Genomic DNA, 13,406 nt, shown 5'->3' with positions numbered 1-13,406 from the left:
CCCTGATCCTGTCGATCGCCGCAACGGCGGCCTCCCAGGCCATTGGCGCGGGATCCCTCCCGCTTTCCCCTTCGGTCGAGTCTGGCGCGCCGGTAATGTCCCCGGCGGCGCAGCCTCAGGGCGTGTTCGTTCTGGCGCCCGATGCTGAAAGCCGCTGGGTGCCGTTCGATTTCACGCCGGGGAACCAGCTGCGTTTCTCGCTCACGATCGATGGGCGTCCGGCGACCGCAATCCTCGACACCGGCGTCAGCTATTCGGTTCTGTCGCGCCGCTTTGCCGACGCAGCCGCGCTCAAGGTCATGGCCGGCGGCAGTGCGAGCGCCATCGGTGGTTTGGTGCCGATCGGCTGGGCGGCGACCCGGGACGTGAGCTTTGGCGCGCTGACGCGGCAGGGTGGCGGCCTTGCCGTGGCGACGCTGCCGGCGCTGGCAACCGGCAGTACCGAGCCGGTCGACCTTCTCGTCGGACGTGACCTCACCGCGCGCTATGCGCTCGACATGGACTTCGAGGCGCGCCGTTTCCGACTGCTGCCAAGCGGACGACTGCCGTTCCGCGGCCGGACCGCGCCGCTCTCCATCTCGCGCGATCGGATGGTCTATGTCAGCCAGGCCACGATGGGCGCCACGCACCTGCGGCCGATGATCGTCGATACGGGGGATGGATCATCGATAACGGTAACCTCGTCAGGCTGGCAGGCGGCTGCGATCGACAATGTGCGCACGACGACGACGATTTCCTTCGGTCTGGCGGGCACCGTCACCAGCACGATCGGCATCGTGCCGAGCCTGCGGATCGGCGAGTTGGTCGCGCGCAATGTCGAGGTGCGTATCGAGCCGCCGCGCGGGTTTTCAGAGTCGATCGACGCCGCCGGCCGGATCGGGACGGGATTTCTGCAGAACTATCGCGTCCTGCTGGACCCGGGCGCGGGCCGCATGATCCTGTCGCCCGGCCGCAAGGCTGATTCGCCGCCACTGCGCTCCACCAGCGGGCTGCTGTTCGGGATCGACCGCGATCGTCTACGTGTGCTGCACGTCATGCGCGGGAGCCCGGCGGCGGAATCCGGATGGCAGGAGGGCGACATGATTTGCCGCATCGACGGGCAGCCTGTCCCGCGCAACTATGGCACCCTGCCGCTCGCGACCTGGTCCGCGGGCAAGCCGGGACGCACAGTCGCCTTGGGCCTGTGCGATGGACGCGAGCGGATGCTGACGCTGCGCGAATTCTATTGAGGCGCGGGGATTACTGCCGGAACGCGCGGTTGAATTGATCCACCAGCGGTTTGAGCAAGTAGGACATCAGCGAGCGTCGTCCAGTCTGCATATAGGCCTCCACCGGCATGCCGACCTTCAGCTTCAGATTGCCGAGCTTCTGCACCTCCGACTCCGGCACCCGCAGCCGGGCTTCATAGAAGGTCGCGCCGGTGCGCTCATCACTCTTTCGATCCGCGCCGATGTAGAACAACTCGCCCGTCAGCTCGGGCGTCGTCTGGGCGCTGAATGCGGCAAAACGGAGAACGGCGGGCTGGCCGATATGAAGTTGGTCGATGTCCGTCGGGCTGACCGCCACATCGACAATCAACGGCTCACGATCGGGCACGATCTCCATGATCGTCTGGGCGGGTGGCACGACGCCCCCCACGGTCTGGAACGCCAGGTTGTTGACCACGCCGTCATAAGGCGCGCGAAGCAACGATCGCTCGGATGCATCGCTGGCGGCGATGGAGCGGACGCGCTGGTCGCCAAGCTGGGACATGACGACGGCAAGCTCCTGGCCGGCCTGTACGCGGGCGTTGCGCTCTGCCTCGACGGCTGATTGCCGCAGTTCGGCAATGCGCGCCCGCTTTTCGGCGATCCGCGCGCGCAGCGAGGCTATTGTTCCGTTCAGCTCGGCGGCGGTGCGCTCCAGCTGGTTGACCCGTGCAACCGTCACGAGCTGACGTGCGTACAGGCCGCGCAGCGCCTCCAGCTCCGGGGTGAGAAAGGTGCGCTGGTTCTCCGCGCCCTGCAACTGGGCGCTTGTCGCTGCGACGTCCTGTTGCGCTTGGACGATCCGCTCCCGGATTGCCTCCTGCTCCGTCAGGCGAAGCGAGCGACGCGCGGCGAACTGGCGACCAGCCTCATCCTTGGCTGCGAGCGCGGTCGGTGTATTCGCCGTGGCGAGAGCCGGCGGAAAGCGGATGGACGCTTCACCGTCGCGCTCCGCGATCAGCCGGGCCTGCGAGGCGAGCAATTGCTCCAGCGACTGGCCAAGCGACGCTGCGCTGTCGCCGCTGACGCGATTGTCGAAGCGCATGATCGGCCGGCCCTTGCGAACGCGGTCGCCCTCGCGGACATACAGCTGGGCCACCACCCCGCCGGATGGATGCGCTACCTGCTTGACGCTGGATTCGACCGACAGCTTGCCGTTGCCCATCACCGCCCCGGTTACCCGGATCACCGAGGCCATGAGCGCGACGACAACCACCAGCAGCGCCGCCAGGATCATCGCGTGACGCACGCTGCGGTCGAGCGCGCGCTGCGGGTCGTCCAGATGTAGCGGGGGACCGGCAAGGTTGAACGTTAGGTTGGACATGGTCACTCTCGGTCGCCAACGACGGGATCAGCCACCCGTGGCTCGGCATATACGGACGTCTGGGCAAGGCGTTCGGCATCCCGCCGCTGACGCTCGGCCATGCGGGCACGGACATCTTCCTTGGTGCCGAAATCAGCCATGCCGCCCTTGCGAAGGACGAGCACCAGATTGGCGCTGTCGATGATGGCGGCCGAATCCCCGACCGCGATTGCGATCCCGCCGCGTTCCTGCACGCCAGCGAGACAGCGGCGTAGCGCAGCATTGCCCTCCCCATCCTGGAAGGCGCTGGGGTTGTCGAGCAGGAGGAGGAACGGGTCCCCGTACAGCGCGCGTGCGAGCGCGATGCGATGTTGCACCGACAGCGCCGGCGCGGGCGCATCGTGCTGCGCAAGCTCCGTATCGTAGCCATTCGGCAAGCGGACGATCGCATCATGAGCGCCAGCTGCCAACGCGGCGCGCGTGACCAAAGCGGGGTCGGCCGCGGGATCAAATCGGGCGATATTGGCCGCCACTGTCCCGGGCATCAGCTCGGGCACGGTGGGCAGATAGCCGATGTGGGCCGAACGAGCGTCGTCATCCCATTGGTCCAGCGTGGCGCCATCGAGCCTTACGGTGCCGGCAACCGCACGCACCTGCCCTGCCAGCATCCTCAGCAGCACGGACTTGCCGCAATTCGCCGGGCCGATGACGGCCACCACGTCCCCCGCCTGCGCGGCGAAACTGACCTCCTGCAACATCATCCGCCGCGTACCATGTACGGGCAGGGCAGCGTTGCTCACCTCAAGGCGGCGCACGGGCGGCGGGAGGGGAACGAGGGTGCGGGGTGCCTCGATTGTGTTGACGCTCTCCTCGAAGGCGCGCCACGCCTGCCTGGCGGCGCTCAGCACTGCCAGATGAGTCGCCAGACGATGCAGCGTCCAGAAGATCAGCGTCGCCAGCAACATGGTTGCCGCGAAGGCGCCGTGGCTCGCCGCATCGGAGGCCATCAGCCAAGTGGCGGCTGCGGCCGTCGCCGCCAGGAACAGCGTAGCGGTGAGACCGACCAGTCGCACGGCATGCCCCTCGTGCCAGCTGGCAAGCTGCTCCGCCGACGAAACCTGACGCCGATGGCGAGCATCGGTTGCGCTGGCGTGCTGCCCCGACCCAAGCAAGGCGAGAAGGGCGCGGCGTGGCTGGCCCAGCGCCGCCTCCACGTCGCGCAGCCTGTAGGCCGATCGCGCCGCATCGCGGTCGCGCGCCAGCTTTCCAGCGGATGGTGCGAGGACGAGGAGGATCACGATCGCGCCAGCGAGCGGCACCAGCGCGACGGGCCCGCCGACAAGCGCCAGAACGATCAGCGCCACGGGTATGCACGCGGTATCGATCAGCGCTGGTAGCGCTGGCCCAACCAGGGCTTTACGTATCGGATCGAGGCGCTCCGTCATTCCGCCCGCCTGATCATAAGCGGCAGCAAGATGAGCGAACAGCCGATGACGCGTGGCGAGAAGAACCGTGTGGAGAACGACAAGGGCGGCCGCGAGGGTGAGCAGGCCCACAATCGTGCTGCCGCTCCGCCCGGGAAGAGCGATGTCGATCAGCAGCATCAGATACAGAGCATAGCCGACCGGCAGCAATGACAAGGCGAGCCCAAGGATCGCAATACCCGGTATCGCCCTGCGTTTAGCCAGCGCCACACGCTCGTGAGCAGACCGATTGCTGATCGTGTCGGCTGCCGTCAGCCGTATCATGCGCCCTGCCCTTCCAGAGAGCGCCGGTGCTCGGGCGTTGAGCCTGCACCGCGCGATCGCGAGGTGAATTCACGCAGGGAAGGGACGCCGCGCATGCGCGACGCCCCTGTCTCTTGCGGCACGACGAGCCTGATCAGCTCGACAGCTCTTGGGTGAACGCCGCATAGCCATTGCTGATACGCAGCGTCTGGGTCGAACCGTTGCCGGTTTCGAAGTTGATGATCAGCAGGTCATAGGCCGCGTTGCCGCTGTACGTGATACGGCCGCCCGACGCTTCATAGGCTGCTGCCAGCCCCTCGAAGCTGGTGATGATCGCCGAGTCCCCGTTGGCAAAGCCGTTCAGGCCCGGCGCGTCGGTGTCGAACAAGCCATTGTATTCACCGAATACCAGCTTGTCGCCCTGCGCGAAGTTCAGATCATAGATCGAGTCCACATCGGACGCGCCACCGACCTGGTTACCGAAGAAGCGGAACTGATCGGCACCAGCGCCGCCGTACAGTTGGTCATTGCCCGCGCCGCCGACCAGAATGTCGTCGCCTCGGCCGCCGCGCAGCACGTCGTCCCCGCCCTTGCCGGCAAGAGTCGTGTCATTGCGCGTAGCAGAAATATCATCCCTGTTTTCTGTTCCCGAAACATAGTCTGCCATCGTACCCTCCTAGCAAAGAAGCCATTGGGCGTGTGTTGCCCCCAATATTCGGAACGACTCCGATCATTGGCGCGCCTTTTTCAGCACGACGGACAGGGTGCTGATAGTTGAGATGGCGCAGGAATGGAGGGATAGTGCGTCACCGCCCTTGCCCCTTCCCAGTACGGACAGTGACATTTTTCACATCAAGCACTTTGCGCGTCCATAGAAACTTGCGATAGATTAATCCGTTTTGGACCATATGCCACGGCGCGCCCCTCCTTCATGAGCAGGACGTGATCGATCGCCGCCAGGATCGAGGGACGGTGCGCTACCACAATCACAACCGCGCCCCGGGCCGTGGCCGCTGCCACTGCCTCGACAAGCGCGGCCTCTCCGACCGGGTCGAGATTGGCGTTCGGCTCATCCAGCAGGATCAGGAACGGATCTCCATGGAGAGCGCGCGCCAAGGCAATTCGCTGCCGCTGGCCACCCGACAGCCGGCGCCCGTCGGTTCCCACGTCGGTATTATAACCGTCAGGCAGCTGCTGGATCATTTCGTCGACACCGGCCTGCTGAGCAGCGGCAATGATCGTATCCACGGATGCTGCGGGGTCGAAGCGGGCGATGTTCTGCGCCACGGTGCCCGGAAGCAATTCCACGTTCTGCGGCAGAAATCCGATCTCCCGTCCCAGCAGATCGCGCGGCCATTGTGTCATGGTTGCGCCATCCAGCCGCACCTCTCCAGCGAGGGGGGGCAAGGTGCCAGCGATGCCGCGAAGCAAGGTGGACTTCCCCGCCCCGCTCGCCCCCATGATCGCGATCGCCTCCCCCGCATAGGCGACGAAGGAGACGTGGCGCACGGTAGGCTCGCTCGCGCCGGGAGGAACCAAGGTCAGCGCCTCGACGGACATGGTGCTGCGCGGGGGCGGCAGCGGCTGTACGGCGCGTGCCTCCCCGCCAAATGCCATCACGTCGCCCAGCCGCTGCCAGCTTTGCCGTGCGCCGACAAACCCGCGCCAATTGGCGATAGCGAGTTCGATCGGGGCGAGCGCGCGGGCGGACAGGATCGAGCTGGCGAAGATCACGCCGCCGCTCGCCTTTCCGCTGAGCACCAGCAACGCGCCAACGGTCAGCACCACCGACTGGAGGAAGATGCGGAAGATCCGTCCCGACGTGACGAGGACGCTGCTCTTGCCGCCAAGCCGCACCTGCGCCTGCCGATAGGCCCCGTTGGCGGCACGCCAGCGGGTGCCCATCTGGCCCTCCATACCCATGGCGTAGAGCGTCTCCGCGTGTCGCTGGCTCGTCTCAATGGCCTGTTGGCGATCGCGGTTCAGCCGCACCAACTGCGCGGTGGCCGAATTGCTGATCCACTCCGTCGCCACGGTGAGCGCGATGAGCACGATAGCGCCCGCCAGCACGGTGGCGCCGAGCCAGGGATGCAGAAGGAACAGGATGCCAACGAAGAAGAACACCCATGGAAGATCGACCAGCGCGGTCGGCCCGTTCCCGCCGAGGAACTGGCGAACCTGATCGACGTCGCGCACCGGCTGACCTGAGTCCCGCGCCGGATTGAGGCGCGCAAGCGTGACCGCCAGATCATGCGCCTTCAACTCCAGCGCCGCGTCGACATTGCTGGCGAGATGCACCAGCACATGCCCGCGCAGGGCGTCCAGCATCCCTTGGAACACATAGGCCGCGATGACCATCATCAGCAGGCCAAACAGGGTGGGAAGGCTGCGTCCCGGCAGCACGAAATCGTAGACCAGCATCATGTAGATCGAGCCGGCGAGCAGCAGCACGTTCAGGACCGCGCTGCTCAGCACGATGCCAATCAGCGCGCGGCGAAGCACGGGCGCGAGCGACGAAAGGCGCGGATCACTAAGCAGCCCACCTGACCGGAGCATCGTGGCCGTACGCCTCCTCATCGCGCGCACCCGTCCGAAATGGTGCTCATTAATGATCCAAGGGACAGCCACGGCCATCCTTGCCGCCCTATGGTAACCAGCCGTACCCCGCGGCGCGCAGACTAACGGTGCCATTTCGGACGGGTCTCCGCGCAGTGAAGCGGCGGTGGGCGGTATGACGCGGCATGAACCAGCCGCTGCCGCCCTGACCGGCGTGGCCGCGCAGTCCGGGAACTACGCTCGTGCTTCAGCTTCGCACCGCCTTGGACGCCGATCTCTCGGCCGCCCCTGTCAGCAAGGGAGGTCGGGCTGGCACGGGCACGGACGCCGAGCCGCGGCCACTGAAGCTGGCGCTGTGCGCCTCCGGCGGCGGACATGTGCGGCAAATCCTGGATCTGGAGCCCGTCTGGCACGCGCACGACTTCTTCTTCGTGACCGAGGATCTCGCACTAGGGCGCTCCATCGGCGCGCAACATCGGACGATGTACGTTGCGCATTGCGCGCTTGGTCAGGCGCGGCTCGGCGCCCCGTTCCGCATGATCGCGGCCGCGGTGCGCAACCTCTGCCAATCGCTGCGGATCGTCCTGCGCGAACGGCCCGAGGCCGTGCTCACCACGGGCGCGGGGTCCATGTTCTTCATGCTGCTGTTTGCGCGCATGGCGGGCGCGCGCATCATCCTGATCGACAGTTTCGCCCGGTTCACCGCGCCATCCGTCTTCGCGCGGATCGCGGGACCACTCGCGCATGTGCGCATTGCCCAGTCACACGCATCGGCGGAGGGCTGGGGCGCGCAGGTGGTCTTCGACCCCCTGCGCCTGATCGATGACGAGCGCCCCGCGAAGGAGCGGATCGTGTTCGCGACGGTCGGCGCGACCTTGCCGTTCGATCGGCTGGTGACCCTCGTCGCGGCGGCGAAGAGGGACGGGCTGTTGCCAGAGCATGTGATCCTGCAGGTGGGCGATAGCAGCGCCCGACCTGACGCGATCGAGGAGGTGCATGAGGCCATTCCCTTCCCCGCGGTGCAAGGCATCCTCCAGCGCGCGGATATCGTGATCTGCCACGGCGGCACCGGTTCGCTGATCACCGCTCTTCAACAAGGGTGCCGTGTCATTGCCGTCCCGCGTCTGTTCGAGCTGGGCGAGCATTATGATGATCACCAGCTGGAAATTTGCACCGCCTTTGCCGCGCGCGGGTTGATCGAAGTGGTGGATGCTGAGCAGGATCTGGCCACTGCCCTGTCCCGCGTTCGCGCGCGCCCTGCCAGGATGGCAACCACCGATACAGCCCCTCTGCAGGCGCATCTGGACATGTTGCTCACCGGGTGGTCGCGGGAACGACGCGGGGTGAGTGGAAAATCAGTGGAGCAAGGCTTCAGCGGCGGTCCGCAAGTGCGCCGAGCGTCGCGCGGGTAGCCGCGGTCGTGGCACGCGCCACGGCGACGGCATCGCGGCCAAGACCGCGCCACTGGCCGCGCATCAAGCGTCCGGCGGTGGCGACGCTGACAGCGAGCGGCACGACGCAAAGCACGCCCAGTACCACGAGTGGCTTGGCAACGATCGAAGACATCGGCGCGCCTTGGGGGCCTTCCCTCCCTTGCTCCGTGCCAGTGTCCATCTGTGTCCTCGCTGTTGTGCCGGAGCCATGCAGCGGCAATGAAGGGAGCGCAATCCAGGTGATAGCGGTTGGCAGAGGCGCGGCGTCGCTCCTCATCGGGCTTCTCTCCGTCCGGGGAGTGGCCATTACATGTGCTGCTTTCGAGTGATTTCCCGCTCGTTCCGCGATCGCGGCCAGCCTGATGCCCGTGTGACGCTCTCGGCTATCCGGTTGCGATCACGAGCGAAAACCGCGCGTCGCGGCGAGATCGCGCAGTTCTTCATGGCGGCCAGGCGCGGCCCTTTCCATGCGCGCTTCGAAGGCGCTGACCAGCGCTTCGCCGGCCTTGGCCGGGGTGCCGGCGTCGAAGGGGGGTGCGGGGTTGTATTCGAGGCCGAGCTGGACGCCGCGGGCATGGTCTTCGCCGCGCAGCAGGGCGGTCAGTGTCAGAGCGAAATCGATGCCGGCAGTGACGCCGCCGCCGGTCGCCCGGTTGCGGTCGACGACGACGCGTTCGGCGACGGGGGTGGCGCCGAACAGGGCGAGCTGGTCGCGCCAGGCCCAGTGCGAGGTGGCACGATAGCCGCGGAGCAGACCGGCCGCGCCGAGGATCATCGATCCGGTGCAGACGCTGGTAACCCATTGCGCAGACGCGCCAATTTGTTCGACCCACGCCATTGCGGCGTCATCCGCGATGACCTGATTGACGCCGATCCCGCCGGGTATGCAGAGGATGTCCGCGGTCGGGACGTCGGCGAAGGTGGCGGTCGGGAGGATCGAGAAACCGGCGTCGGTGGTGACCGGGTCCAGCGTCTTCCAGACGAGGTCGAGACGGGCATCGCCGCCGAGTCGAGAGAGCACCTGGGCGGGACCGGTGAGGTCGAGTTGGGTGACGTTGGGGAACAGCAGGAATGCGACGCGCAAGGGGCCTCTCCTATCCTGATCCGGCCGGAATGCCGGGTGATGAGCGGCCGCCATCGTCGTGCCGGCGGCCTGTTTGCGTGACGCCTTTGGAGACAATCGGCCGCATTCGGCCGCACCCCGGCCAGATGCGATCAGAAGGGATCGAGGTTCGGATTGGCGCCCTGTTCGCGGGCCTGGGCCTCGCGCTTCGACCGGCGGGCATTCTGGACGAAACAGCCCGTCGCGCCGCCCGCGCCGACCGTGCTGCACGAGCCGACCCCGACCGCGCCGACGTCCTGGTTGCCCTTTTCACGCGCCGCCCAGCTTTCGTTCTCCGGCGTCACCTCGAGCGTGCGCACTTCCTGCGGGATGCGGAATTGCTCCTGCGCGCTGCGGCGCTGGCAGACGACGATTTCCTCGCCATTGCTGTTCGTCGGGCAGCGTTCGTTGCCGTAGAGAACGAGCACGCCATTGACCGGGGCGCCACGCGCGGTTTCGGTCGAGACGGTCTGGCGGCTGGCGCGCGGCGCGCCGGGCAGTGCCACCGGCTTCGACGGCGGGGGTACGATCACGACCTTGGGCGGCGACGCGGGCGCGCCATCGACCGGCGCCGTCTGTACCGTCTGGGCCGCCAGCGGGCTGGCGATCAGCAGGGCCAGCACCGACGTTCCGATCAATCGCATCGCTCCAACTCTCCTTCAGATCCGCTTGGCGGTGGCGATCGCCGCGCGGCAGCCGAGGCGGATCACCGCCGACAGCAGCGGATAGGCCGGCGCATCCTCCGCGCCGCTGGCCAGCGCCTTGTCGCGATGTTCCAGCTCCTCCGCCTGGAATTCGGCGATCGCGTCGCTGAGTTCGGGATCGTCCGTGCCAAGCTCAACCCGCTGCTCGGCATAATGTTTGTCGATTTCCGTCTCGACCGCTGCGGTGCAGGCCATCGCGGCCTCCGGCCCGATCGCGGCCGTGACCGCGCCCAGCGCAAAGCCGGCGACATCCCAGAACGGCTGGAACAAGGTGGGCCGCACGCCGCGCGCGGCGATCAGCCGGTCGAAGAACTGCCGGTGGCGTTCCTCCTGCAGCGCCATGCCCGCGATCTCGCGCGCGGCGGGCGAGCGGTGGCCCATGATGGCGAGCTGCCCGGCGTAAATGCGCGTCGCGCCGAATTCACCGGCCTGATCGACGCGGATCATCGCCTTGGTATCGCGCCGGCGATCACCGGGTTTCCAGTTCATCGTGCCTTTCCAATCAAGACGCCGATCACTGCGGCTCCACCGAGCGACAGGATGGCATTGTACCCAGCCAGGGAAACGCCGAACAACGTCCATTGTGCCGCGTCGCACCGCACGACCGGCGCAGCGAGGATCCGGCGGAGCATCTCGTCAGTCGACACGCCCTCCCCCCCGGCCATCGTCGAGCAGGCGGTGATGCCGGGCCACCAATGATATTCGACGCCGGCGTGGAACACGCCGATGAGGCCGGAGAGCGCGATCAGCAGCGCGGCCACCGCCGTCATCGTCACCTTGCTGGAGCGACCCGGCACGATGAACGCGAACGCCGCGCAGACGACTGCGGCATAATGCGGCCAGCGTTGCCAGTGACACATCTCGCACGGGGCCAGCCCGCCGATCAGTTGCGATCCCCAGGCACCCGCCAGCAGCAACAATGGCAAAAGCAGCGCGATCAGACGCGCGCGTGTCTGCGACTGGGTCACTTCGCCGCAACATCCTTCTTCATCGATGCCGTGACGGCGGCGACCTGCGGCGGGCCGCCGAGCCGCGCGATCGTCTTCAGCGCGTACCAGAGCTGGAAGTCCTCCACGCCCTGCTTCTTCAGTTCGTCCGGCGTCGCCGAGAAGCGCGGATCGTCCTTCGTATCTTCCTCGAGGATCTTGTCGTCGGCCTTCACCTCATTGATGAGGTGGCGGCGAAGATCCGCCTCGCGGAATACCGGGCGCGACTTGTAATCGGGGTCGCTGATCTGCGGCACGGCGATATCGGGTTCGATACCCCCTTCCTGCACCGAGCGGCCCGACGGGGTGTAATAACGCGCGGTGGTGAGGCGCAGCGCCGTCGTCGGCCCGATCTGAAGCAGCGTCTGCACCGAGCCCTTGCCGAAGGTACGTTCGCCCATGACGAGGCCGCGGTGATGATCCTGGATCGCGCCGGCGACGATCTCGGACGCCGAGGCGGTACCGCTGTCGGTGAGCACGATGATCGGCAGGCCGTGCGCCATGTCGCCGGGCTTGGCGTAATAACGCTCGATATCGCCCTTCTCACGGCCGCGCTGCGACACGACCTCGCCGCCCTCGAGGAAGACGTCGGCGACCTCGATCGCCTGGGTCAGCAGCCCGCCGCCGTTGGAGCGAAGATCGACGACATAGCCGAGCGGACGACGGCCGAGCGCCTTTTCGATCGCGACCATCGCGGCGCGCGTATCCGCGCCAGTGGTTTCGGAGAAGGTGTTGATGTTGAGATAGCCGACATCGCCCTTCACTTCCCATTTGACCGGGCGCTGGACGATCAGCTCGCGCGTCAGCGTCAGCTCCATCGGCTTGTCGCGGCCGGGGCGGACGATGGTGATCGCCAGCTTCGAACCCGGCTTGCCACGCATCTGGGCCACCGCCTCATCGAGCGAGCCGCCGTAGATCAGCTTGCCATCAATGTGGGTGATATAGTCGCCGGCCTTGATCCCGGCGCGCCACGCGGGCGAATCCTCCTGCGGGGCGATGACCTTCACCGCGCCATCCTCCAGCGAGACGGTGAGGCCGAGGCCGCCGTAATTCCCCTCGGTCGCGATGCGCAGATTTTCGTAATCGGCCGCGTCGACATAGCCCGAATGCGGATCAAGCGAGGCGAGCATGCCGTCGATCGCGCCCTTGATCAGCTGCGCATCGGTGACCTTGTCGACATAGTCCGCCTTGACGCGATTATACACGTCCATGAAGCGTTCCATCTCGCGATAGGCACTGGCATCCACCGCCGCCATCGCCCCCGTGGTCACGGGTGCGAGCGCCAGCGTCGCGACCAGGGCAGTGGCGGAAAGCAGCGGGAACTTCATAGGTGTGCGTCCTAGGGCGTACCGGATCGACAGGCTTTAGCGGCTTTCACGCCGGCGAGCAAAGCACGCCGGCAGCTTAATGGAGGCTGAGCATCGCGCGGCATCACGCGGGGATGTCGGGCGATTTCAACGATCAATCGAGCAGCGCCGTGATGTCGACCGGCTGGCCGCGTCGCCGCAGCTCCACAGTGATCTGCGGCGTCGGCGCGGTGCGCGGCGCGCGGCCGATCGCCTGCCCCGCCGCGACATTGCTGCCGCGCTTCACGCCGGCAGTGCCCAGCCCGGTGACCAGCGTGTTCCAGCCGGCGCCGTGATCGATCACCACGATCGTGCCGAAGCGGCGGAACGGGCGGGCAAAGACCACCTGTCCGGCCGCCGGCGCGACCACCGCCGCGCCGCGCGGCACCGCCAGCGTCAGCCCGCGGGCGCGCACGCCATTTTCGGAGACCTCGCCAAGCCCGGTCACCAGCGTGCCGGCGACCGGCAGGCGATAGGCGGCGGTGCGGGCCGGTGGTGACGGGCTTGCGGCGGGTGCAGCTGGTGGCGGGGGTAAGGCGGCGAGCGTGCCGAGCGTGGCGCGCGTCTCGCCGATCGCAGCCATGCGATCGATGATGTCGCGCGCCTCCTCCCCCATCGCGATGGCGCGATCGGACTGGATCAAGGCGTCGCGATTATATTGCAACGCAGCCGCCGCGTGGCTCGCGCGCAGCGCGGCGAGTTGCTGCCGTTCCCCGAGCAGCGCGGTGCGGCTCTGGTCGAGCGCGGCAGTGGCGAGCGTCGCGTCGGCGCGCAGCTTTCGCGTTTCGGCAAGATCGGTGCGCAGCGCGGCCGTGTCGCGGCGCACCGCGGGCAAGGTGCTGCCCAGGACCGCGCGGACATGGACCAGATCGCTGACCGAGCCGGGCTGGACGATCGCCGCCGCCGCGGGACGGCGGGCGAGCGAGGCAAGCGCGGCGACGAGCCGGGCGACCGGCTGCTGCCGCTCCCCCAGTTCCGCGCGCTGGCGGGCGAGCAGCGCCT

13 protein-coding genes are annotated in these 13,406 nt (G+C 67.3%); 2 read left to right on the top strand and 11 right to left on the bottom strand.

The genetic code is table 11. The features are described from left to right. Nucleotides 1-95 precede the first annotated feature (95 nt). Nucleotides 96-1,229 carry an aspartyl protease family protein gene (locus XM50_RS06850; RefSeq protein WP_046408505.1) on the top strand — a complete coding sequence of 378 codons (1,134 nt, stop codon included), beginning with the start codon at nt 96-98 and terminating at the stop codon, nt 1,227-1,229. 10 nt (nt 1,230-1,239) lie between these two features. Here the strand turns inward: XM50_RS06850 and XM50_RS06845 are convergent, their stop codons facing one another. From XM50_RS06845 to XM50_RS06830, 4 genes are all read right to left on the bottom strand, one after another. Then, entirely contained in the window at nt 1,240-2,571 is a 1,332-nt protein-coding gene (locus XM50_RS06845; protein ID WP_046408503.1) for an HlyD family type I secretion periplasmic adaptor subunit, read from the bottom strand. 2 nt (nt 2,572-2,573) lie between these two features. Then, complete coding sequence (locus XM50_RS19170; RefSeq protein WP_082102829.1) at nt 2,574-4,298, bottom strand: ATP-binding cassette domain-containing protein; 1,725 nt, start codon at nt 4,296-4,298, stop codon at nt 2,574-2,576. Between the two features lie 133 nt (nt 4,299-4,431). Continuing rightward, the gene (locus tag XM50_RS20970) at nt 4,432-4,944 is read right to left on the bottom strand and encodes a calcium-binding protein (protein WP_082102827.1); all 513 of its coding nucleotides are present in this window, start codon (nt 4,942-4,944) and stop codon (nt 4,432-4,434) included. A gap of 185 nt (nt 4,945-5,129) precedes the next feature. Then, nucleotides 5,130-6,833: a type I secretion system permease/ATPase gene (locus XM50_RS06830; RefSeq protein ID WP_046408499.1), complete on the bottom strand. Its 1,704-nt coding sequence runs from the start codon at nt 6,831-6,833 to the stop codon at nt 5,130-5,132. Nucleotides 6,834-7,075: 242 nt separating this feature from the next. On the opposite strand from XM50_RS06830, the gene welK reads away from it, so the two are divergent. After that, nucleotides 7,076-8,245: a beta-1,4-glucuronosyltransferase WelK gene (gene welK / locus XM50_RS06825; RefSeq protein ID WP_231621889.1), complete on the top strand. Its 1,170-nt coding sequence runs from the start codon at nt 7,076-7,078 to the stop codon at nt 8,243-8,245. Here the strand turns inward: welK and XM50_RS06820 are convergent. The 7 genes from XM50_RS06820 to XM50_RS06790 all read right to left on the bottom strand — a co-directional run. Then, on the bottom strand, nt 8,205-8,399 hold the full coding sequence (locus XM50_RS06820) for a hypothetical protein (protein ID WP_046408497.1): 195 nt from the start codon (nt 8,397-8,399) through the stop codon (nt 8,205-8,207). The genes welK and XM50_RS06820 overlap by 41 nt on opposite strands. A gap of 264 nt (nt 8,400-8,663) precedes the next feature. After that, nucleotides 8,664-9,350 (bottom strand): DJ-1/PfpI family protein, encoded by a 687-nt coding sequence (locus XM50_RS06815; protein WP_231621888.1) that lies wholly within the window; start codon nt 9,348-9,350, stop codon nt 8,664-8,666. Nucleotides 9,351-9,481: 131 nt separating this feature from the next. Continuing rightward, nucleotides 9,482-10,012 carry a hypothetical protein gene (locus tag XM50_RS20475; RefSeq protein WP_052742482.1) on the bottom strand — a complete coding sequence of 177 codons (531 nt, stop codon included), beginning with the start codon at nt 10,010-10,012 and terminating at the stop codon, nt 9,482-9,484. A gap of 15 nt (nt 10,013-10,027) precedes the next feature. Further along, the gene (locus XM50_RS06805; RefSeq protein WP_046408496.1) at nt 10,028-10,561 is read right to left on the bottom strand and encodes a demethoxyubiquinone hydroxylase family protein; all 534 of its coding nucleotides are present in this window, start codon (nt 10,559-10,561) and stop codon (nt 10,028-10,030) included. Beyond that, a complete protein-coding gene (locus XM50_RS06800) occupies nt 10,558-11,040 on the bottom strand; it encodes a disulfide bond formation protein B (RefSeq protein ID WP_046408494.1) in 483 nt (160 codons plus the stop codon). Before XM50_RS06800 ends, XM50_RS06805 begins: the two co-directional genes overlap by 4 nt. After that, a complete protein-coding gene (locus XM50_RS06795) occupies nt 11,037-12,386 on the bottom strand; it encodes a S41 family peptidase (protein WP_046408492.1) in 1,350 nt (449 codons plus the stop codon). Before XM50_RS06795 ends, XM50_RS06800 begins: the two co-directional genes overlap by 4 nt. A 133-nt stretch (nt 12,387-12,519) precedes the next feature. Further along, a partial coding sequence (locus XM50_RS06790; protein ID WP_046408490.1) for a murein hydrolase activator EnvC family protein occupies nt 12,520-13,406 on the bottom strand: 887 nt, incomplete at its 5' end.

It is taken from the genome of Sphingomonas sp. Ag1 (assembly GCF_000980895.1).
Taxonomy (GTDB): domain Bacteria; phylum Pseudomonadota; class Alphaproteobacteria; order Sphingomonadales; family Sphingomonadaceae; genus Sphingomonas; species Sphingomonas panaciterrae.
Note: the sequence above shows the minus strand (reverse complement) of the source record. Positions and strands in the feature narration are given on the sequence as shown.

Bases quoted from the DNA above. Each gene is read 5' to 3' on its own strand.
- XM50_RS06795 (WP_046408492.1), bottom strand. From the start codon at position 12,386: ATGAAGTTCCCGCTGCTTTCCGCCACTGCCCTGGTCGCGACGCTGGCG.
- XM50_RS20475 (WP_052742482.1), bottom strand. From the start codon at position 10,012: ATGCGATTGATCGGAACGTCGGTGCTGGCCCTGCTGATCGCCAGCCCG.
- XM50_RS06850 (WP_046408505.1), top strand. From the start codon at position 96: ATGTCCCCGGCGGCGCAGCCTCAGGGCGTGTTCGTTCTGGCGCCCGAT.
- XM50_RS06805 (WP_046408496.1), bottom strand. From the start codon at position 10,561: ATGAACTGGAAACCCGGTGATCGCCGGCGCGATACCAAGGCGATGATC.
- XM50_RS20970 (WP_082102827.1), bottom strand. From the start codon at position 4,944: ATGGCAGACTATGTTTCGGGAACAGAAAACAGGGATGATATTTCTGCT.
- XM50_RS06830 (WP_046408499.1), bottom strand. From the start codon at position 6,833: ATGCTCCGGTCAGGTGGGCTGCTTAGTGATCCGCGCCTTTCGTCGCTC.
- XM50_RS06820 (WP_046408497.1), bottom strand. From the start codon at position 8,399: ATGTCTTCGATCGTTGCCAAGCCACTCGTGGTACTGGGCGTGCTTTGC.
- XM50_RS19170 (WP_082102829.1), bottom strand. From the start codon at position 4,298: ATGATACGGCTGACGGCAGCCGACACGATCAGCAATCGGTCTGCTCAC.
- XM50_RS06845 (WP_046408503.1), bottom strand. From the start codon at position 2,571: ATGTCCAACCTAACGTTCAACCTTGCCGGTCCCCCGCTACATCTGGAC.